Below are 20,122 nucleotides of genomic sequence, written 5' to 3' on the forward strand. Positions count from 1 at the left end.
TACCCCACCCCCCCCCCCCCCCCCCCCCCCCCTCCCCCCCCCTTTCCCCTCCCCCCCCCCCCCCCCCCCCCCCCCCCCCCCCCCCCCCCCCCCCCCCCCCCCCCCCCCCGCTCCTGGTCCAGTGGTTGACGAGGCGTCAGACCTCAACCACCACAGGGAGGATCATCGGTCGCCGACGGTAGGTGTCGGAGACCCATTTGCCGACCGAGCGGCGGATGAGCTGCTGGATCTGGCGTGCTTCCATCACCCCGTCGGAGGCCGAACGGGACAGCCCCTCCTCGATCTTGGGGATGACGGCGGCGAATGCGTCGTCCTCGATACCCGAACCGCGGGCATGGATGTTCGGGCCGCCGACGATCTTGCCGGTGGTCGAGTCGACCACCACGAAGACCGAGACGATGCCTTCTTCCCCGAGGATGCGGCGGTCCTTCAGCGACGACTCCGTGATGTCGCCGACGGAGAGACCGTCGACGTACACGTAACCGGCCTGGACCTTGCCCGCGATTTTGGCGACGCCGTCGATGAGGTCGACGACCACGCCGTCCTCCGCGATGACGCAGCGGTTCTTGGGGATGCCGGTGAGCTGGCCGAGATCGGCGTTGGCGCGCAGGTGTCGCCATTCGCCGTGGATCGGCATCAGATTGCGCGGCTTGCAGATGTTGTAGAAGTACAGCAGTTCGCCGGCCGAGGCGTGGCCGGAGACGTGGACCTTGGCGTTGCCCTTGTGGACAACGTTGGCACCCCATCGGGTGAGGCCGTTGATCACGCGGTAGACCGCGTTCTCGTTGCCCGGAATGAGGGAGGACGCGAGGATGACGGTGTCGCCCTCGACGATCCGGATCTGGTGGTCGCGGTTCGCCATCCGGGACAGGGCGGCCATGGGCTCGCCCTGGGAGCCGGTGCAGACGAGGACGACCTTCTCGTCGGGCAGGTCGTCGAGGACCTTGACGTCCACGACGAGACCGCTGGGCACCTTGAGGTAGCCCAGGTCGCGGGCGATGCCCATGTTCCTGACCATCGAGCGGCCGACGAAGGCGACCTTGCGGCCGCGTTCGTGCGCGGCGTCCAGGACCTGCTGGATGCGGTGGACGTGGCTGGCGAAGCTCGCCACGATGATCCGCTTGTCCGCCTTGGCGAAGGTCTGCCTGAGCACCTGCGAGATGTCCCGCTCGGGTGCGACGAAGCCGGGGACCTCGGCGTTGGTGGAGTCCGCGAGGAGCAGGTCGATGCCTTCCTCGCCGAGCCGCGCGAAGGTCGGCAGGTCGGTCAGGCGGCCGTCCAGCGGGAGCTGGTCCATCTTGAAGTCGCCCGTGACGACGACCATGCCCGCCGGAGTGCGGATGGCGACGGCCAGCGCGTCCGGGATGGAGTGGTTGACGGCGACGAATTCGCAGTCGAAGGGGCCGATGCGCTCGCGCTCGCCCTCCTTGACCTCCAGCACGTACGGCCGGATGCGGTGCTCCTGGAGCTTGGCCTCGATCAGGGCGAGGGTCAGCTTGGAGCCGATCAGCGGGATGTCGTCCTTCTCCCGCAGGAGGAAGGGGACGGCGCCGATGTGGTCCTCGTGGCCGTGGGTCAGGATGACGCCGACGACGTCGTCGAGGCGGTCCCTGATGGAGGTGAAGTCCGGCAGGATCAGGTCGACGCCGGGCTGCTCTTCCTCGGGGAAGAGCACTCCGCAGTCGACGATCAGCAGCTTGCCGCCGAATTCGAAGACCGTCATATTGCGGCCGATTTCTCCGAGGCCGCCGAGCGGGGTGATCCGGAGGCCGCCGTCGGGCAGGGTCCGCGGGGGGCCGAGTTCGGGGTGCGGATGGCTCAAAAGTCTCTCCCTACCACGCGCGCCGCCGGACCCTCCTGGGTCGCGGCGCGCGTGACATCGTGTTTTCCGTGCGTATGCGGCAGTGCGCATCGTCGGCTGTGCGGTCTTTCGGCTGTGCGGTTGTGCAGTCGTTCGGTTGTGCGGTTGTGCGTGTTCGGACCTATTAAGTTGTGAAGTCTGTGGTCAGAGGTCTACCCCGCCTGCGGCGAGATCCCTCCTGAGCTGTTCGGTGGCGGCCTGGTCCAGCTCCACGAGGGGGAGCCGGAGGGGACCGGCGGGCAGTCCGCGCAGCGCGAGGGCGGTCTTGGTGGTGATGACGCCCTGGGCGCGGAACATGCCGGTGTAGACCGGCAGCAGTCGCTGGTGGATCTCGGCGGCCTTGGTGACGTCGCCGCTGGTGTACGCGTCGAGGAGCGCGCGCAGTTCGGCGGAGACCAGGTGGCCGACGACGGAGACGAAGCCGGCGGCGCCGATGGAGAGCAGCGGCAGATTGAGCATGTCGTCGCCCGAGTACCAGGCCAGGCCGCTGCGGGACATCGCCCAGCTCGCGGCGCCGAGGTCGCCCTTGGCGTCCTTGTTGGCGACGATCCGGGGGTGTTCGGCCAGCCGGACGATGGTCTCGGTGTCGATGGGGACGCCGCTGCGGCCGGGGATGTCGTAGAGCATGACGGGCAGCCCGGTGGCGTCGGCGATGGCGGTGAAGTGCCGGTACAGGCCCTCCTGCGGGGGCTTGTTGTAGTACGGCGTCACCGCGAGCAGGGCGTGGGCGCCGGCGCTTTCCGCCTGGCGGGCCAGTTCCGTGCTGTGCCGGGTGTCGTTGGTGCCGGCTCCGGCGACGACGAAGGCGCGGTCTCCGACGGCTTCCACGACGGCCCGTACGAGCCGGGCTTTCTCCGTGTCGCTCGTGGTGGGCGACTCCCCGGTCGTGCCGTTGACGACGAGACCGTCGTTCCCGGCGTCCACGAGGTGGGCGGCGAGCCGTTGCGCGCCGTCGAGATCGAGGGCGCCGTCCGCGGTGAACGGCGTGACCATTGCGGTCAGGACCCGCCCGAAGGGGGCCGTGGGGGTGGAGGTCGGAGCCATGGGTCCACGCTACTCGGTGTGTGTACGGGCATGCAGCCTCGGGACCTGCGCAAAGGACTCCGGCGGTGCCTGCTCGGGGGTTCAAGCAACGCCGGAGTCCGTTTCAGCAGCCTAGATGAACTTCACGAATGCCTGCAATCTGAACACTTCGGACATTTGACTGCGGTCGCGCCGATCGGTTCCGGCCGTTACGGTGCCACCCGGCCGTTCGCGTTGAACGCCGCGTGTGTCAGCGGCATCAGACCCGCCCACGCGGCCTCCATCCGCTCCCCCACCATCTCGATCTCCCGCTGCGGGAACGACGGCGTGGCCGCCAGTTCGTGCTGCGTCCGCAGCCCCAGGAAGTGCATCAGCGAGCGCGCGTTGCACGTCGCGTACATCGACGAGAACAACCCGACCGGCAGCGTCGCCCGCGCCACTTCCCTGGCCACCCCGGCCGCCAGCATCTCCTGGTACGCCGCGTACGAATGCGCGTACGACTCCTCCATCGCCCCCCGCACCGCCTCGTGCTGCTCCGCGGTGCCGTGCACGAACTCGTACTTCCCCGGCCGCCCCTGCTGCACCAGCTTCCGCTCGGGCCCCGGCACGTAGAACACCGGCTGCAACTCGCGGTAACGACCCGACTCCTCGTTGTACGACCAGCCGACGCGGTGGCGCATGAACTCGCGGAAGACGAAGATCGGGGCGCTGATGAAGAAGGTCATGGAGTTGTGCTCGAAGGGGCTGCCGTGGCGGTCGCGCATCAGGTAGTTGATCAGGCCCTTGGAGCGCTCGGGGTCCTTGGTCAGCTCTTCGAGGGACTGCTCTCCGGCGGTGGAGACCCGGGCCGCCCACAGGACGTCGCCGTCAGAGGCGCTGTGCTTCACGAGGTCGACGGTCACGTCGTCGCGGAACTGGACGGGGACGGTGGTCCCGGTGGTGGTCTCGGTCGGCACCCGAGGTCCTTCCTGCTTGGCGGCTGTGCGGTTGAGCTGGTGTGCGGTTGAGCCGGTGTGCGGTCGGGCGGCTGTTCCGCCGTGCGGCGCCAGCCTATTCGCTCCGTATGACAGCGTTCGTCGGGCGGGCCAGGGCCGATCGGACGACCCGAGGTAGCCGCGGCGCCGCACGGCGGCTAGCCTCACCCGTCATAGCCCGCTCGTGCCGGAAGCTGCCGGAGACCCGAAGAGGATTCCCCGCGTGTCCCTCCCCCACAATTCCACCACCGCCTTCGTCGATGAGTTCACGCCCGGACGTGCGCTGCCGCACGCCGACCAGGACCGCTGGATGCGGCCCTACCGTCCAGGACCGTGGCGGGTCGCGACCGCGGCGCTGCTGCTGGTCTTCGCCTCGTACCTGCTGTTCGCCGCGCTGATCATGGTCGCCGCGGGAAGCGGGCAGGGCGGCGTCACGTGCCTGCTCTCGGCGTTCGTGATCATCGCGGTCACCCTGCGGCTGCTGCGCGTGGGTGTGTGGGTGAGCGGGAAGGGCCTGCGCCAGGTGGAGTTCTTCTCCACCTCGACGGTGTCGTGGAGCCAGGTGGTCTCGGTGCGCACGGCGCAGCAGCCCGTGCGGGTGCTGGGGCTGCCACGCAGTGTGCAGGGGCAGGCACTGGTGATCACCCGGCGCGGCGGCCGTCCGCTGCGGCCGATGCTGACCGACCACAACGCGGACTTCCTCGGCCGGGTCGAGGCGTTCGACCTCGCCGCCGACGCCATCGAGGGCTGGGCCGCCGAACTGCGCTGAACCGCGCTCAGCTTCACCCTCCCGGGTGCACGGCAGGATGAAATCGACCGGGCACACCCGTATGTGGAGTCGCGCCCGGTCGGCCCGCCTAGACCCGCTCGCGCACCTCGCGCCCGTCGTGCAGCGCGATGGCCCGCTGCATCGCCTTGCGGGCCCGCGGGGTGTCGCGTGCGTCGAAGTACGCGACGGCGAGCCGGAACCAGTTGCGCCAGTCGTCCGGCGCGGCCTCCGTCTCGGCCTGCCGCTTGGCGAACACCGCGTCGGCCGAGTCGCGGTCGATCCGGCCGCTGGGCGTACGGACCAGTTCGTCCACGGGCAGGCCGCCCTCGGCCTCCAGTTCGCGGCCGAGCCGTCCGGCGTGGCGGGCGAACTGGGTGGTGTGCCAGAGGAACCAGGCGCCGATCAGCGGCAGGACGAGCACGGCGACGCCGAAGACGACGGTGACCGGGCGGCCGTCCGCGATGAGCAGCACCCCGCGGTCGCCGACCAGCACGAAGTAGAAGACCAGCACGACCGCGGACGCGGCGTAGCTGAGTTTGGCGCGCATTTCGGTTCCGTCCTCCGGTTCGGTCCTCCGCGTCAGCCCTCGTCCGGCTGAAGCGCGCGGTGGTCGTCCGAGAGGAAGTGTTCCAGGCCGAAGGTGAGGCCGGGGACACCGGGCACGGTACGGGCCGCGAGCAGGATGCCCGGCATGAAGCTGCTGTGGTGCAGCGAGTCGTGCCGGATGGTGAGGGTCTCCCCGGTGTCGCCGAAGAGCACTTCCTGGTGGGCGAGCAGGCCGCGCAGCCGTACCGAGTGCACCGGGACGCCGTCGACGTCCGCGCCGCGGGCGCCGTCCAGGGCGTGGGTGGTGGGGTCCTCCTGCGGGGCGCGGCCCGCCTCCGCGCGGGCGGCGGCGATGAGCTGCGCGGTACGGGTGGCGGTGCCGCTGGGGGCGTCCGCCTTCCGGTTGTGGTGCAGTTCGATGACCTCGACGCTCTCGAACCAGCGGGCGGCCTGCTGGGCGAAGCGCATGGTGAGGACGGCGCCGATGGAGAAGTTCGGCGCGATGAGCACCCCGGTGGCGGGCGAGGCGGCGAGCCGGCCGCGCAGGGTGTCGAGCCGCTGCGGGGTCCAGCCGGTGGTGCCGACCACCGCGTGGATGCCGTGGCCGACGCAGAACTCCAGATTGCCCATGACGGCGTCGGGGTGCGTCAGGTCGACGGCGACCTGCGTACCGGACTCGGTCAGTGTCTCCAGCCGGTCGTCGCGGTCGATCGCCGCGACGAGGTCGAGGTCGTCGGCCGCCTCGACCGCGCGTGCCGCCTCTGATCCGATCCGGCCCTTGGCGCCGATGACGGCCACACGGAGCTTGCTCATCGTTGTCCTGTCCTCGTCCTTCGCATCTCACATCGGTTGACGGCACGCGCGCCGCGGCTCCCGCGAGCCGGTCCGCTACGCGAGCGCCTCGCGCAGGCGCGCGCTCTGCTTCTCCTTGAGCGGCCCTATGACGGCCAGCGACGGCCGCTGGCCCAGTACATCGCGGGCCACCGCGCGTACGTCGTCCGGGGTCACCGCGGCGATCCGGCCGAGCAGGTCGTCGACGGACAACTGCTCGCCCCAGCACAGCTCGCTCTTGCCGAGCCGGTTCATCAGGGCGCCGGTGTCCTCGAGACCGAGCACCGTGGAGCCGGAGAGCTGGCCGATCGCGCGGCCGATCTCCTCGTCGGTCAGGCCGTGTTCCGCGACCTGGTGCAGCTCGTCCCGGCAGATCTTGAGCACTTCCGGCACCCGGCGCGGCTGGCAGCCCGCGTAGACGCCGAAGAGGCCGCAGTCCGCGAAGGACGAGGTGTAGGAGTACACCGAGTAGGCCAGGCCGCGCTTCTCGCGCACTTCCTGGAAGAGCCGGGAGCTCATGCCGCCGCCGAGCGCGGTGTTGAGCACGCTGAGCGCCCAGCGCCGGTCGTCGTTGCGCGACAGGCCGGGCATGCCGAGGACGACATGGGCCTGCTCGGTGCGCCGGTCGAGCAGTTCGAGGTGGCCCGCGGCGCGGAGCGTACGGCTGCCGGAGCGCGGCGCCATCGGGACGGCGTCCGGGTCGTGCAGGGCGCCCGCGTTCTCGAAGGCGCGGCGGACCTGGCGGACGACGGCCGCGTGGTCGACGTTGCCCGCGGCGGCGACGACGAGCCGCGTGGGGTCGTAGTGCCGCTTGTAGAAGCGGGCGACCTGGTCGCGGGTGAGCGCGTTGATGGTCTCGACGGTGCCGAGGACGGGGCGGCCGAGCGGGGTGTCGCCGAGCATCGCGGTGGTGAACAGGTCGTGCACCTGGTCGCCGGGGTCGTCCTCGGTCATCGCGATCTCCTCCAGGATGACGCCGCGTTCGGCGTCGATGTCCTCCTGGCGGATCAGTGACCCGGTGAGCATGTCGCAGACCACGTCGATGGCCAGCGGCAGATCGGTGTCGAGCACCCGCGCGTAGTAGCAGGTGTACTCCTTGGACGTGAAGGCGTTCATCTCGCCGCCGACCGCGTCCACGGCGGCGGAGATGTCCAGTGCGCTGCGGCGCTCCGTGCCCTTGAAGAGCAGGTGCTCCAGGTAGTGAGTGGCGCCGTTGAGCACCGGGGTCTCGTCGCGGGAGCCGACGGCCGCCCAGATGCCGAAGGTGGCGGAACGGACGGTGGGCAGCGTCTCGGTGACGACGCGCAGCCCGCCGGGCAGGACGCTGCGCCGTACGGTGCCGATGCCGTCGGTGCCCGGGAGGAGGGTCCGCGTGCGGACGGCCCGCCCCTTGGTGGAGGGGCGGGCCGTCACTGCGGTGGAGCGGGTCGTCACTTCTCCGACTCGTCCTTCGCGTCCTCGGCGTCGTCTTCGCCCTCGATGACCGGGATCAGCGAGAGCTTGCCGCGCTGGTCGATCTCGGCGATCTCGACCTGCACCTTGGCGCCCACACCGAGAACGTCCTCGACGTTCTCGACGCGCTTGCCGCCGGCGAGCTTACGGATCTGCGAGATGTGCAGCAGGCCGTCCTTGCCGGGCATCAGCGAGACGAACGCGCCGAAGGTGGTCGTCTTCACGACCGTGCCCAGGTAGCGCTCGCCGACCTCGGGCATCGTCGGGTTGGCGATCTGGTTGATCACCGCGCGGGCCGCCTCGGCCTGCGAGCCCTCGGTCGCGCCGATCAGCACCGTGCCGTCGTCCTCGATGGAGATGTCGGCGCCGGTGTCCTCCTGGATCTGGTTGATCATCTTGCCCTTGGGGCCGATGACCTCGCCGATCTTGTCCACGGGGATCTTGATGCTGATGATCCGCGGGGCGTTGGGGGACATCTCGTCCGGGACGTCGATGGCCTCGTTCATCACATCGAGGATGTGGAGGCGAGCGTCACGGGCCTGCTTCAGCGCGGCGGCCAGCACGGAGGCGGGAATGCCGTCGAGCTTGGTGTCGAGCTGGAGCGCGGTCACGAAGTTCTTCGTGCCGGCGACCTTGAAGTCCATGTCGCCGAACGCGTCCTCGGCGCCGAGGATGTCGGTGAGCGCCACGTAGTGCGTCTCGCCGTCGATCTCCTGCGAGATCAGGCCCATGGCGATACCGGCGACGGGGGCCTTGAGCGGCACACCGGCGTTCAGCAGCGACATGGTGGAGGCGCAGACCGAGCCCATCGACGTGGAGCCGTTGGAGCCGAGCGCCTCGGAGACCTGACGGATCGCGTAGGGGAACTCCTCGCGGGTCGGCAGGACCGGGATCAGGGCGCGCTCGGCGAGCGCGCCGTGGCCGATCTCGCGGCGCTTGGGCGAGCCCACGCGGCCGGTCTCACCGACCGAGTACGGCGGGAAGTTGTAGTTGTGCATGTAGCGCTTGCGGGTCTCGGGCGCCAGGGTGTCGAGCTGCTGCTCCATGCGGAGCATGTTGAGGGTGGTGACGCCCAGGATCTGGGTCTCGCCACGCTCGAACAGCGCGGAGCCGTGCACGCGCGGGATGGCCTCGACCTCGGCGGCCAGCGTACGGATGTCCGTGACGCCGCGGCCGTCGATGCGGACCTTGTCCTTGATGACGCGCTGGCGGACCAGCTTCTTGGTCAGCGAGCGGTACGCGGCGGAGATCTCCTTCTCGCGGCCCTCGAACTGCGGGAGGAGCTTCTCGGCGGCCAGACCCTTGACGCGGTCCAGCTCGGCCTCACGGGCCTGCTTGCCGGGGATGGTGAGCGCCTGGGCCAGCTCGCCGGTGACGGCGGACTCCAGGGCCTCGAACACGTCCTCCTGGTAGTCCAGGAAGATCGGGAACTCGCCGGTGGGCTTGGCGGCCTTGGCGGCCAGCTCGGACTGCGCCTTGCAGAGCGTCCGGATGAACGGCTTGGCGGCTTCGAGGCCCGCGGCCACGATCTCCTCGGTCGGCGCCTCGGCGCCGCCCGCGACGAGCTGGATCGTCTTGGCGGTGGCCTCGGCCTCCACCATCATGATCGCGACGTCGCCGTCCTCGAGGGTGCGGCCCGCGACGACCATGTCGAAGACGGCGTCCTCGAGCTCGCTGTGGGTCGGGAACGCGACCCACTGGCCCTTGATGAGGGCGACGCGGACGCCGCCGATCGGGCCGGAGAAGGGCAGGCCCGCGAGCTGCGTGGAGCAGGAGGCGGCGTTGATCGCGACCACGTCGTACAGGTGGTCGGGGTTGAGCGCCATGACCGTGCAGACGACCTGGATCTCGTTGCGCAGGCCCTTGACGAAGGACGGGCGCAGCGGGCGGTCGATCAGCCGGCAGGTGAGGATCGCGTCCTCGGAGGGGCGGCCCTCGCGGCGGAAGAAGGAACCGGGGATCCGGCCGGCCGCGTACATGCGCTCCTCGACGTCCACCGTGAGGGGGAAGAAGTCGAAGTGCTCCTTGGGCTGCTTCGAGGCGCTGGTGGCCGACAGCACCATGGTGTCGTCGTCCAGGTAGGCCACGGCGGAGCCGGCGGCCTGACGGGCCAGGCGGCCCGTCTCGAAGCGGATGGTGCGGGTGCCGAACGTGCCGTTGTCGATAACGGCTTCGGCGTAGTGGGTCTCGTTCTCCACTATGGGGATTCTCCTCGTCCATGCCCGCAGGGCGTTTCCCTGGCGGGCCATCGGTGGAGGGGCGTCCTGTTACCGGTGCCGGTCTTCGATCGAAGCCTCCGGGGCGTGTGTCTTCCGGAGGCCACTACCGAGGACCGGCTGTTCGGCGATCAGGAGGACGCTCCTCCTCATACTTGATAACCATTGCACCAGACGACGGAGACATCACGCACTTCATGTGCGCGCTTCGTCGCTCGGCGCGTATATGGCCACTACGGCGATGCTCGCCGTGCACGGCGCGTATCGCGTATACGGCAAAGGGGGAGCGGCCCCGACTCGCGGGTACCGCTCCCCCTCCACGGCGTCTTAGCGAACGCCCGCGGCGCCGGCACGGATGCCGAGGCGCTCGCGGAGCTCACGGAAGCGCGTGATGTCCTTCTTGGCCAGGTACTGCAGCAGACGGCGGCGCTGGCCGACCAGGATCAGCAGACCACGACGCGAGTGGTGGTCGTGCTTGTGGGTCTTGAGGTGCTCGGTCAGGTCCGAGATACGGCGCGAGAGCAGAGCGACCTGGACCTCGGGGGAGCCCGTGTCGCCCTCCTTGGTACCGAACTCGGCGATGATCTGCTTCTTCGTCTCGACGTCGAGCGACATACGGACTCCTCAGGTATCAGTGGCCTCCGAGCGCCCCCGGTATTCATCGCGGGGGATGCTTCGTTGACTCGCGAGGCGCGGGATCACGGGGTGTGTACACACACGTGACCGTCACCCAGAGTACCAGCCCGCGGCGGTCCGCTTACCCGCGGGTCATCTCCGGGCGCGGGCGGGGACGCCGCCCGGCGCGTGAGGGTGGTGTGCGAGGGGCACTCACCCATGAGGGCGGGCCTGACATCGGAAGGCTACCGACGATTAGTCTTGCCCCTGACGGGGAGGGGGATCGGACATGGGATGCGTGGGTATGCGCGCAGCGGTGCGGTCCCGCGACGGTGTCCCGCGCCGACGAGCGGCTTTTTACGGGCCGGACTCGTCGCGGGGACACGGTGAAGCAGCAGACCAGGAGGCATTGTGAGCAGCGATCGGGACGACAGCCGCGTGGGCGGGGCCGGCCCTGTCGAGGACCGGGGCGACGCCGACTACACGGGTGAGTTCAGCCTGGGCGACGCGGCGCCCGCCTGGTACATGGGGGACGCGGGCGGCTCCGCGGACGCCGACGACGCCGATGAGGCGGCGGACAGCGGCTCGGATTCCGGCGCGGGCGCCGATTCCGGTTCCGTTCCTGTCACGGATTCGGGGTCCTTCACGGGCTCGGGTCCGCAGACGGGCGCGCGGTCGGACCGGCGCTCGGATACGGGTGCCGCAGGTTCCTCCCCTGCTTCTGTTCCCGGCTCCGATCCGGGGGCGGGGCTGACGGGTGACGCGGCGGGTTCGTCGGAGTCGTCGGAGTCGTCGTGGTCCGCCGCCGCCGTGCCGTCGCTGCCCCTGCCCACGCCCGGCCCTTCGGCGTCGGCGGCCGAACCGTCCTGGTCGGCCGCGGCCGTACCGTCGATCCCGGTTCCGCGCGCCGCGTCGGCCGAGTCGGCGGGCGAGCCTGCGCGCGCGTCGGCGGGCGCGTCGGCGGGCGCGGACCGTTCGGACGGCTCGGACCGCTCGGAAGGTGCGGCGAAGCGGGAGCCCGAGTCCGCGCCTGTGGCGGAGGCCGCGGCCACGTCGGAGCCGGAGCCGGTACGGGCTTCCGCGTCGGGGTCCGGTACGCCCGGTGGTTCGGGATTCCCCGCTTTCGGGGGCCGCGAGGACGGCGCGCCCGACGCCACGGTGCGCTTCTCCGCCGCCGCGTTGCGGCGCGAGGTCGAGGAGCGCGAGGCCGGCAAGCGGAAGCCGCCGGAGCCGGCCGTCTCCTCTCCTACGTCCTCTTCTACGTCTTCTACGTCCTCGTCCGCCGCCGATGACGAGCCTGCGGAGGCCAAGCCCGCCGCGCCCGCTCCCGCTGCCCCTGCCGCTACCGCTGCCGCGAAGCCGTCGGCACCGTCGGAGCCCGAGGCCGAGGAGGCCCCGGCCGCGCCTCGTGCCCCGGTCTGGGTGCCGCTGCCCGGCGCGGCGGACGCACTCCCGTGGGCGCCCGGCGCACCGCGCGGCCCCGTACCGCCGCTCCCCCCGGACTTCGAGCGCGCGGAGCCCTCGCACCCCGCCCCGGACAGCTCCCCGGCCGCCCCGCGACAGGGGTACGGTTTCCCGCCCGCCGCCGACGCACCCGCCGCGCCCCTGCACCCGGGTGGCCCCAACCCGCCCGCACCCCAACAGGGTTACGGCTATCCCCCGGCGGCCAACGCTCCGGCGGCACCTCCGGCCGCCCCCTTGCACCCCGGCGGCCCCAACCCGCCCGCACCCCAACAGGGTTACGGCTTCCCGCCCGCGGCGCCCGCCGGGCCCGCGCAGCAGGGGAACGCGGGTCCTGCGGCGGCGGCGCCGTTGCACAGCTTCCCGCCGCCGACCGGGCAGCCGGTGAACCTCCCGGCCCGTCAGGAGCCCCCGGCCGCCGCGCAGCCGGGTCCGGTCCAGCAGCCGGGCCAGCCCGTGCCGCCGACCGGCTACGCCCAGCCGCAGCCGCAGCCCCACCCTCAGTCTCAGCCTCAAGCGCAGCCGCCCGCGCCGGTCGCGGGGACGCCGGACGCGCCGCAGGGCCAGGGGTACGGCTTCCCGCCGCACGCGGCGCCGCACGCCCAAGTCCCGGCGCCCGCTCAGGTCCAGCCGCCGCAGGCACCGGAACCGCAGGACGCGGTGCCCGAGCCGAACGACGCGGTGCCGCAGGACGCCCCGGAGCGGAATCTGCCCGCGCCGACCGGCTTCGGAGCGCCGCCGCAGGGCGGGCCGCAGCCGTACACGGCGGGCCCCGTACCGTCGGGACTGCCGCACGAGCCGGTGGCGCCGCAGCAGGGCGCGGGTCCCGCGCAGGGCAGCGGTTACGGCTTCCCGCAGCACGCGCAGCCGGGCCAGGACCAGGCGGCGCCGCTTCAGCCGCTGCCGCAGCAGGGCGGTTACGGCTTCCCGCAGCCGGGGCAGCCGCACCAGCCCGCGCGGCCCGACCCGCAGGGTCAGCAGCAGGCCCCGCAGCCTCCGCCTCCGCAGCCGCAGCCGCAGCCGCAGGCACCGGCCGACCCGCGGATGGGCGGCTGGCCCACCGTCAGGCCCGACCAGCGACAGCCCACGACGCAGGGCGGCACGCCGCTCGGCTACACGGCGGCCGTGGAGCTGTCGTCGGACCGGCTGCTGCGCAATCCGCCGAAGGCGAAGCGCGCGGGCGCGAACGCGCAACCGTCGCGGTTCAAGATCGGCGGCAAGAAGGAGGAGGCGGAGCGGCAGCGGAAGCTGGAGCTGATCCGTACGCCGGTGCTGTCGTGCTACCGGATCGCGGTGATCAGCCTCAAGGGCGGCGTGGGCAAGACGACCACGACGACCGCGCTGGGCTCGACGCTGGCCTCCGAGCGGCAGGACAAGATCCTGGCGATCGACGCCAACCCGGACGCGGGCACCCTCGGCCGCCGGGTGCGGCGCGAGACGGGGGCGACGATCCGCGACCTCGTACAGGCGATCCCGTACCTCAACAGCTACATGGACATCCGCCGGTTCACCTCGCAGGCGACGTCGGGGCTCGAGATCATCGCGAACGACGTGGACCCGGCGGTCTCGACGGCGTTCAGCGACGAGGACTACCGGCGGGCGATAGACGTGCTGGGCCGCCAGTACCCGGTGATCCTCACGGACTCCGGCACCGGTCTGCTGTACAGCGCGATGCGCGGAGTCCTCGACCTGGCCGACCAGTTGATCATCGTGTCGACGCCGTCGGTGGACGGCGCGTCCAGCGCGAGCACCACGCTGGACTGGCTGTCGGCGCACGGGTACGCGGAGTTGGTGTCGCGGAGCATCACGGTCATCTCGGGGGTCAGGGAGACCGGCAAGATGATCAAGGTCGACGACATCGTGGCGCACTTCCAGACCCGCTGCCGCGGTGTCCAGGTGGTGCCCTTCGACGAACACCTCGCCGCGGGCGCGGAGGTCGACCTCGACATGATGCGGCCCAAGACCCGCGAGGCGTACTTCAACCTGTCGGCGATGGTCGCGGAGGACTTCACGCGGGCCCAGCAGGCGCAGGGCCTGTGGACGGCCGACGGGGTCAACCCGCCGCCGCACCAGGCGCCGCCGATGCCGGTCCAGGGCGGCGGCCAGGCCGGTCCCGGCTACGGCCCCTACGCCGCTCCGCAGGGCGGTTTCCCCGCGCCGCCACCGCCGCAGCAGGGCGGTTACCCTCCGCCGCCGCAGCCCCAGCAACCGCAGCAGGGCGGCTATCCGGCACCGCAGCACGGCGTTTACCCGGCGCCGGGTCAGGCGGGTCAGCCGGGACAGCCCGGCCAGCCCGGTGCGTACGGCGGTCCGCCGCAGGCTCCGCAGCCGTACCCGCCGGGCCAGCAGGCGGCGCCCGCGCCCTTCCAGCCGCAGTCGCCGCAGCCCCAGGCCCCGCAGCCGCAGCAGGGGTGGCCGCAGCAGCCCGCGCCGCCGCAGGGCGAGCAGCCGTACGGCGGGCCGCCGCAGGATCCGCAGAACCCGCAGGCGCCGCAGCTCCCGCCGGGGTACGGCTACCCGCCGCCGCCCGCCCCGCAGTAGCCGGGGGCAGGCGGGCCCGCACGGGCGCACAGCGCGGACACAGGGGCCGCCACCACGCGTTGTCGCTGGTGGCGGCCCTGGTCGTCCCCGGCCGCAGCGGCGGCCGGGCGGCGCGTACAACAGTTGGTGTACGGGGCGTCCCCCCGGAGGCGCACGCGGGCGGGGCGGGAATCCGCCCGTGGACCGTCGCCGCGGCGGGCGCGGAGAACAAGGATGGAATCATCCCTTCCCGCTGACGCACCGCCGAGGACGATCCGATGATCGAAGCCCACGCCCTGACCAAACGGTACGGCGAGCGCACCGCCGTGTCCGACCTCAGTTTCACCGTCCGGCCCGGCGTGGTGACCGGATTCCTCGGCCCCAACGGCGCGGGGAAATCGACCACGATGCGGATGATCCTGGGCCTGGACGCGCCGACGTCGGGCGGTGTCACCGTCAACGGCAAGCAGTACGCGGAGCACCGCGCGCCGCTGCACGAGGTGGGCGCGATGCTGGAGGCGCGCGCCATCCACACCGGCAGGAGCGCGTACAACCACCTGTTGTCGCTGGCCGCCACCACGGGGATTCCGCGCCGCCGGGTGGACGAGGTGATCGACATCGTGGGTCTGGGCGAGGTGGCCCGCAAGCGGGTCGGCGGTTTCTCGCTCGGCATGGGGCAGCGCCTCGGCATCGCGAGCGCGCTGCTGGGCGACCCGGCGACGCTGGTGCTGGACGAGCCGGTCAACGGCCTGGACCCGGAGGGCATCCTCTGGATCCGCAATCTCCTCAAGGACCAGGCGGCGGAGGGCCGTACGGTCCTGCTCTCCTCCCACCTGATGTCCGAAATGGCGCTGACCGCCGAGCACTTGATCGTCATCGGGCGGGGGCGGCTGATCGCCGACACGTCGGTGGCGGAATTCGTGCGGGCCGCGGCGGGGACGTCGGTGCGGGTGCGGACCGACGAGGCGGAGCGGCTGCGGAAGCTGCTGGCGGGCCCTGATGTGTCGGTGGCGTCGGTGGAGCGCGGTGTGCTGGAGGTGACCGGGCTCAGCAGTGACCGGATCGGCCGGATCGCGGCCGACCAGGGCGTCGCGCTGGCCGAACTGACGCCGCAGCAGGCGTCGTTGGAAGAGGCGTTCATGGAACTGACCAGGGACACCGTGGAGTACCAGGCACCGGCGCCCGTGCGCGAGCGGGAAGGACAGGCGGCATGAGCACTGCCACCATCGACAAGGCGCCGGAGACTCCCGAGGCGCGGCGGACCGCGCCGCGCGGCGAGGTCACCCTCGCCCGCGTGCTGCACTCCGAGTGGATCAAGCTGCGGACGCTGCGGTCCACCTTCTACACGCTGATCGCGGGCATGGTCGCGCTGATCGGTTTCGGCGCGCTGTTCTGCGCGGTCACCGCGAACCGCTGGCCGCACATGTCGCCGCACGAGCGGGCCGACTTCGAGCCCGCGCTGACCAGTCTGCGCGGCTTCTTCCTCGCGCAGCTCGCGGTCGGTGTGCTCGGTGTCCTGATGATCACCGGTGAGTACGCGACCGGCATGATCAGGGCGTCGCTGTCCGCGGTGCCGCGGCGGCTGCCGGTGCTGTGGGCGAAGGCCGGGCTGTACGCGGCGGTGACCTGGGTGGTGATGACGGCGGGCGCGCTGATCGCCTTCCTGGTCGGTCAGGCGCTGCTGTCCTCCCGGCACATCGGCACCTCGCTGAGCGACCCCGGCGTGACCCGGATGGTGCTGGGCGCGGGCCTGTACCTGACGGTCGTGGGGCTGCTGGGCGTCGCGATAGGCGCCCTGGTCCGCAACACGGCGGGCGGTATCGCCACCGTGTTCGGCCTGCTGCTCGTCCTGCCGGTGCTCGCCGAGGCGCTGCCCACCTCGTGGGCCGACCACATCAACAAGTACCTGCCGAGCAACGCGGGACAGTCGCTGATCTCGCTGCACCAGGACGCCACGAGCCTCGCGCCCTGGACGGGGTTCCTGGTGTTCTGTCTCTACGCGGCGGTGGCGCTCGCGGGCGCGGCGGTGCTGCTCAAGCGGCGCGACGCGTGACGACGGCGTGACGAGGACGCGATGACGTACCCGCTGCCGTCCACCGCGACGGCACAGGACCCGGCTGCCCAGGGGAACGCCCCGCGGCAGCCGGGACCGGCCCCCGCGTGGCGGGCGCTGGCCGGGCGGGCCCGGCGGCGGGTGGGACGGCGGCTGCCCCCGATGGTGGTGGACGGGCTGTTCGCCGCCACGCTCTACGTGGGTCTCAGCATGCTGGCGCGGGCGCCGCTGCGGGACGATCCGGTGCCGTTCCTGGCGCTGGGGGCGGGGCTCACGGCGCCGTTGGTGTGGCGGCGGCGGGCACCGCTCGCGGTCTTCGCCTGCATCGCGGCGACGGCCTTCGTGCAGTGGCTGCTGGACTTCCAGGTCCCGGCCGACGTGGCGCTGCTGGTGGCGCTCTACACGGTGGCCGCGTACTGCGACCGGCGGCGGCTGATGATGGCCTTCGGCGTGCTGGAGGTCGGGGTCGTCCTGGCCACGGTGAGCTGGGCGATGCACGACCGGAGCGCGGGGACCTTCGTCTCGCTGTCGGCGATGGCCGTCGCGGCGGCGGTCTTCGGCGTGAACATGCGCAGCCGCCGTGACCGTCTGGCCTTCCTGGAGGACCGGGCGGTGCGGCTGGAGCGGGAGCGGGACCAGCGGGCGCAGTTGGCGGTGGCCGACGAACGGGCCAGGATCGCACGGGAGATGCACGACATCGTGACGCACAATCTGTCGGTGATGGTGGCGCTCGCGGACGGTGCGGTCTTCGCGCAGCAGCGCACCCCCGAGCGGGCGACGACCGCGATGCGGCAGGTGTCGGCGACGGGGCGGCAGGCGATCACGGACATGCGGCGCTTCCTGGGGGTGCTGCGGGCGGACGAGCCGGACGCGCTGCGGCATCCGATGCCGGGCATCGCGCAGCTCGAATCGCTGGTGGACCAGGTACGGGCGGCGGGGCTGCCGACGGTGCTGTCCGTGGCGGGCGATCCGGGCCCGGTGCCCGTGGCGGCGCAGCTCACCGTCTACCGGCTGGTCCAGGAGGCGTTGACGAACACGCTCAAGCACGCGCCCGCCGGGACCAGCGCGGAGGTGCGGATCGGCTGCGCCCCCGACGCGCTGACCGTGACCGTCACCGACGACGGCCCGGGCACGCACCCCGCGGCGGCCGACACCGCGCACGGCGGCGCGATCGCCGAGGGTGCGGCGGCCTCGGCGGGGCACGGCATACCCGGCATGCGGGAGCGGGCGGCGGCGTACGGCGGTTCGCTGGTCGCGGGGCCGCTGCCCGGTGGCGGCTGGCGGGTCGCGGCGGTGCTCGTCCTCGGCGCCCCGGAGCCGATATGACCGGCGGGGCGGCGGAGCCCGCGCCCGGCGGGAGCGGGAACGACGGGCGCGGAGCCGACGACAGCGGAGCCGACGAGGACGGGGGCGGGCGGGTGATCAGGGTGCTGCTGGTGGACGACGAGCCGTTGCTGCGGATGGCGTTCACGATGGTGCTGGACGCGCAGTCCGACATGCGGCCGGTCGGCGAGGCGGGCGACGGCGCGGAGGCGGTGCGGCTCACGGAGTCGCTGCGGCCCGACGTGGTGCTGATGGACGTCCGGATGCCCGGCACCGACGGCATCGAGGCCACCACGCGGATCGTACGGCGCTGCCCGGATTCCAAGGTGCTGATCCTGACCACCTTCGACCTGGACGAATACGCCTTCGCCGGGCTGAAGGCGGGCGCGTCCGGCTTCCTGCTGAAGAACGCGCTGCCCGAGGAACTGCTGGGCGCCATCCGCTCGGTGGCCGCGGGCGACGCGGTGGTGGCACCGCGCATCACGCGCCGCCTGCTGGAGAACTTCGCGCACCAGCTCCCCTCGGCGTCCGGCGGCTCCGAGGGCGACGGGCGGCTGAACCGGCTGACCGCCCGCGAGCGGGAGGTGCTGGTGGAGGTCGGCCGCGGCCTGTCCAACACGGAGATCGCGGGCACGCTGCACCTGGCGGAGGCGACGGTGAAGACCCATCTGAGCCGAATTCTGGTCAAGTTGGAGCTGCGCGACCGTGTGCAGGCCGTCGTCTTCGCCTACGAGACCCGGCTGATCCGCCCCACCTGAGGCCCGGGGCTCCCGCGCGCTCCCGCCCGAACGCTGTCAGGTGGCTGTCTCACAGGCCCGTCGCGCCGTCGATCCGCTCCCTGAGCAGGTCGGCGTGCCCGTTGTGCCGGGCGTATTCGGCGATGAGATTCACCAGGATGTAGCGCAGCGATATCTCCTTGCCGGTGACCAGCGAACGGCAGGTGGCGTCCAGCGAGGGCGCCTCGGCGACGATGGTCCTGGCCCGGTTGCGCTCGACCCGCCACGCCGCGAAGGCCGCCTCCACGTCCCCGTCGAGCCGGTCGAAGCCCTGGTCGGGGTCCTCGTCCGAGTAGTTGAGCATCGGCAGGTCCTCGCCCGCGAAGTGCTGGCGTATCCACCACCGCTCGATGCCCGCGAGGTGCCGTACGAGGCCGTGCAGGCTCAGCCCGGACGGGGGTATCGCCCGGTCCGACAGCCGGGCCGCGGCCACGCCCCGGCACTTCAGCTCGAAGGTCGCGCGGTGCCAGTCGAGGAAGGCGGTCAGGATCTCCCGCTCGCTGCCCGTGGTGGGCAGCGGCGGCCGGTCGTCACCCTCCGCCGTCGGGGAGAGCTGGACGTTCGCGAAGAACGGTACGTACTGCTCGGACATGCGCCAAGTCTGGCAGCGACCACTGACAGAGCGGCTGTGGAACGGCCTGGCCCGAGGCTATTCGGCTGCGGGCGACGGCTCGGTCGGCGCGGACGTGGGCTCGGGCGCGGACGTGGGCGGGGGCGTGGCGGCGGCCGAGTCGGCGGCGTCCACCAGGTCCCTGGCCCGCTTCACGTCGTCGGCCATCCGCTCCAGCAGCGCGTCGATGGTGTCGAACTTCTCCATCCCGCGCAGATAGGCGAGGAAGTCCACCGCCACGTGCAGCCCGTACAGGTCGAGGCCGACGCGGTCGATCGCGTACGCCTCGACCGTGCGCGCGGTGCCGTCGAAGGTCGGATTGGTGCCGACCGAGATCGCGGCGGGCATGGCCTCGCCGTCGACGTGCAGCCAGCCCGCGTAGACCCCGTCGGCGGGGATGGCGGTGTGCGGCAGGGTCTCGACGTTGGCGGTGGGGTAGCCCAGTTCGCGTCCGCGCTGCGCGCCCCGGACGACGACGCCCTCGACGCGGTGCGGGCGGCCCAGGATCTCGGCGGCGCCCTCGACGTCGCCCTCGCCGACCAGCCGCCGGGTCAGGGTGGAGGAGAACGGCTCGCCGCCGCCCGCCTCACCGCGCACGAAGAGGTCGACGACCTCCAGCTCGTAGTCGTACTTCAGCCCGAGCGCGGAGAGGAATTCGACGTCGCCCGCCGCCTTGTGCCCGAAGCGGAAGTTGGGGCCCTCGACCACGTGCTTGGCGTGCAGCCCCTCGACCAGCACGGTCTTGACGAATTCGCTCGGCGTCAGCTTCGAGAACTCGCTGGTGAAGGGGATGATCAGCAGCGCGTCCACGCCGAGGTCCGCGACCAGTTCGGCGCGCCGGTGGTGGGCGGACAGCAGCGGCGGGTGGCTGCCGGGCCGTACGACTTCGCTGGGGTGCGGGTCGAAGGTCACGACGACCGAGGGCAGCCCCAGTTCACGGGCGCGCTCCACGGCGCGGCCCATGATGAGCTGGTGACCGCGGTGGACGCCGTCGTACGAGCCGATGGTGACGACGCTGCGTCCCCAGTCACCGGGAACGTCGTCCAAGCCCCGCCAGCGCTGCACCTTGACGCTCCGCTTCTTCGCCGAATC

Annotated in this window: 16 protein-coding genes; 6 read left to right on the forward strand and 10 right to left on the reverse strand. The window is 72.0% G+C overall.

What is annotated here, in order from left to right; genetic code table 11:
• Positions 1 to 136 precede the first annotated feature (136 nt).
• From ACZ37P_RS22895 to thyX, 3 genes are all read right to left on the reverse strand, one after another.
• A complete protein-coding gene (locus ACZ37P_RS22895) occupies positions 137 to 1,822 on the reverse strand; it encodes a ribonuclease J (RefSeq protein WP_355349837.1) in 1,686 nt (561 codons plus the stop codon).
• 183 nt (positions 1,823 to 2,005) lie between these two features.
• Positions 2,006 to 2,905, reverse strand: coding sequence for a 4-hydroxy-tetrahydrodipicolinate synthase (gene dapA / locus ACZ37P_RS22900; protein ID WP_355349834.1), 900 nt, complete (start codon positions 2,903 to 2,905; stop codon positions 2,006 to 2,008).
• A gap of 188 nt (positions 2,906 to 3,093) precedes the next feature.
• Positions 3,094 to 3,840 (reverse strand): FAD-dependent thymidylate synthase, encoded by a 747-nt coding sequence (gene thyX, locus ACZ37P_RS22905; RefSeq protein WP_355349831.1) that lies wholly within the window; start codon positions 3,838 to 3,840, stop codon positions 3,094 to 3,096.
• Between the two features lie 241 nt (positions 3,841 to 4,081).
• Here thyX and ACZ37P_RS22910 point away from each other — a divergent pair, with 241 nt between their 5' ends.
• On the forward strand, positions 4,082 to 4,627 hold the full coding sequence (locus tag ACZ37P_RS22910; protein WP_355349828.1) for a hypothetical protein: 546 nt from the start codon (positions 4,082 to 4,084) through the stop codon (positions 4,625 to 4,627).
• Between the two features lie 88 nt (positions 4,628 to 4,715).
• On the opposite strand, the gene ACZ37P_RS22915 is transcribed toward ACZ37P_RS22910, so the two are convergent.
• The 5 genes from ACZ37P_RS22915 to rpsO all read right to left on the reverse strand — a co-directional run bounded on the left by ACZ37P_RS22915 (position 4,716) and on the right by rpsO (position 10,287).
• Complete coding sequence (locus ACZ37P_RS22915; RefSeq protein WP_391161401.1) at positions 4,716 to 5,174, reverse strand: tetratricopeptide repeat protein; 459 nt, start codon at positions 5,172 to 5,174, stop codon at positions 4,716 to 4,718.
• A gap of 32 nt (positions 5,175 to 5,206) precedes the next feature.
• Positions 5,207 to 5,986 carry a 4-hydroxy-tetrahydrodipicolinate reductase gene (gene dapB, locus ACZ37P_RS22920; RefSeq protein WP_355349822.1) on the reverse strand — a complete coding sequence of 260 codons (780 nt, stop codon included), beginning with the start codon at positions 5,984 to 5,986 and terminating at the stop codon, positions 5,207 to 5,209.
• Positions 5,987 to 6,061: 75 nt separating this feature from the next.
• Positions 6,062 to 7,438: a M16 family metallopeptidase gene (locus ACZ37P_RS22925; RefSeq protein ID WP_391161402.1), complete on the reverse strand. Its 1,377-nt coding sequence runs from the start codon at positions 7,436 to 7,438 to the stop codon at positions 6,062 to 6,064.
• Positions 7,435 to 9,654 carry a polyribonucleotide nucleotidyltransferase gene (locus ACZ37P_RS22930; RefSeq protein WP_355349816.1) on the reverse strand — a complete coding sequence of 740 codons (2,220 nt, stop codon included), beginning with the start codon at positions 9,652 to 9,654 and terminating at the stop codon, positions 7,435 to 7,437. Before ACZ37P_RS22930 ends, ACZ37P_RS22925 begins: the two co-directional genes overlap by 4 nt.
• 345 nt (positions 9,655 to 9,999) lie before the next feature.
• The gene (gene rpsO, locus ACZ37P_RS22935) at positions 10,000 to 10,287 is read right to left on the reverse strand and encodes a 30S ribosomal protein S15 (RefSeq protein ID WP_033173003.1); all 288 of its coding nucleotides are present in this window, start codon (positions 10,285 to 10,287) and stop codon (positions 10,000 to 10,002) included.
• A gap of 411 nt (positions 10,288 to 10,698) precedes the next feature.
• On the opposite strand from rpsO, the gene ACZ37P_RS22940 reads away from it, so the two are divergent.
• The 5 genes from ACZ37P_RS22940 (at position 10,699) to ACZ37P_RS22960 (ending at position 18,402) form a co-directional block, all read left to right on the forward strand.
• A complete protein-coding gene (locus tag ACZ37P_RS22940) occupies positions 10,699 to 14,289 on the forward strand; it encodes an SCO5717 family growth-regulating ATPase (RefSeq protein ID WP_467348393.1) in 3,591 nt (1,196 codons plus the stop codon).
• A 257-nt stretch (positions 14,290 to 14,546) separates the two neighbouring features.
• Positions 14,547 to 15,482, forward strand: coding sequence for an ATP-binding cassette domain-containing protein (locus tag ACZ37P_RS22945; RefSeq protein WP_467348395.1), 936 nt, complete (start codon positions 14,547 to 14,549; stop codon positions 15,480 to 15,482).
• The gene (locus ACZ37P_RS22950) at positions 15,479 to 16,321 is read left to right on the forward strand and encodes an ABC transporter permease subunit (protein WP_391161407.1); all 843 of its coding nucleotides are present in this window, start codon (positions 15,479 to 15,481) and stop codon (positions 16,319 to 16,321) included. The genes ACZ37P_RS22945 and ACZ37P_RS22950 overlap by 4 nt, the downstream gene beginning before the upstream one ends.
• A 21-nt stretch (positions 16,322 to 16,342) precedes the next feature.
• Entirely contained in the window at positions 16,343 to 17,647 is a 1,305-nt protein-coding gene (locus tag ACZ37P_RS22955; RefSeq protein WP_467348396.1) for a sensor histidine kinase, read from the forward strand.
• 134 nt (positions 17,648 to 17,781) lie between these two features.
• Positions 17,782 to 18,402 carry a response regulator gene (locus tag ACZ37P_RS22960; RefSeq protein WP_391161731.1) on the forward strand — a complete coding sequence of 207 codons (621 nt, stop codon included), beginning with the start codon at positions 17,782 to 17,784 and terminating at the stop codon, positions 18,400 to 18,402.
• A gap of 49 nt (positions 18,403 to 18,451) precedes the next feature.
• Here ACZ37P_RS22960 and ACZ37P_RS22965 read toward each other — a convergent pair whose 3' ends face one another.
• Both ACZ37P_RS22965 and ACZ37P_RS22970 read right to left on the reverse strand, forming a co-directional pair.
• On the reverse strand, positions 18,452 to 19,012 hold the full coding sequence (locus ACZ37P_RS22965) for a DinB family protein (protein WP_401306055.1): 561 nt from the start codon (positions 19,010 to 19,012) through the stop codon (positions 18,452 to 18,454).
• Between the two features lie 57 nt (positions 19,013 to 19,069).
• A complete protein-coding gene (locus ACZ37P_RS22970) occupies positions 19,070 to 20,095 on the reverse strand; it encodes a bifunctional riboflavin kinase/FAD synthetase (RefSeq protein WP_401852049.1) in 1,026 nt (341 codons plus the stop codon).
• Positions 20,096 to 20,122 lie beyond the last annotated feature (27 nt).

The sequence above is a fragment of the Streptomyces sp. NPDC024632 genome, from assembly GCF_055559175.1.

What these genes read in the sequence shown, in the direction of transcription:
- ACZ37P_RS22945 (WP_467348395.1), top strand. Translation starts at nt 14,547, where the DNA reads ATGATCGAAGCCCACGCCCTGACCAAACGGTACGGCGAGCGCACCGCC.
- ACZ37P_RS22950 (WP_391161407.1), top strand. Translation starts at nt 15,479, where the DNA reads ATGAGCACTGCCACCATCGACAAGGCGCCGGAGACTCCCGAGGCGCGG.
- dapB (WP_355349822.1), bottom strand. Translation starts at nt 5,986, where the DNA reads ATGAGCAAGCTCCGTGTGGCCGTCATCGGCGCCAAGGGCCGGATCGGA.
- rpsO (WP_033173003.1), bottom strand. Translation starts at nt 10,287, where the DNA reads ATGTCGCTCGACGTCGAGACGAAGAAGCAGATCATCGCCGAGTTCGGT.
- dapA (WP_355349834.1), bottom strand. Translation starts at nt 2,905, where the DNA reads ATGGCTCCGACCTCCACCCCCACGGCCCCCTTCGGGCGGGTCCTGACC.
- ACZ37P_RS22915 (WP_391161401.1), bottom strand. Translation starts at nt 5,174, where the DNA reads ATGCGCGCCAAACTCAGCTACGCCGCGTCCGCGGTCGTGCTGGTCTTC.
- ACZ37P_RS22965 (WP_401306055.1), bottom strand. Translation starts at nt 19,012, where the DNA reads ATGTCCGAGCAGTACGTACCGTTCTTCGCGAACGTCCAGCTCTCCCCG.
- ACZ37P_RS22955 (WP_467348396.1), top strand. Translation starts at nt 16,343, where the DNA reads ATGACGTACCCGCTGCCGTCCACCGCGACGGCACAGGACCCGGCTGCC.
- ACZ37P_RS22960 (WP_391161731.1), top strand. Translation starts at nt 17,782, where the DNA reads ATGGCGTTCACGATGGTGCTGGACGCGCAGTCCGACATGCGGCCGGTC.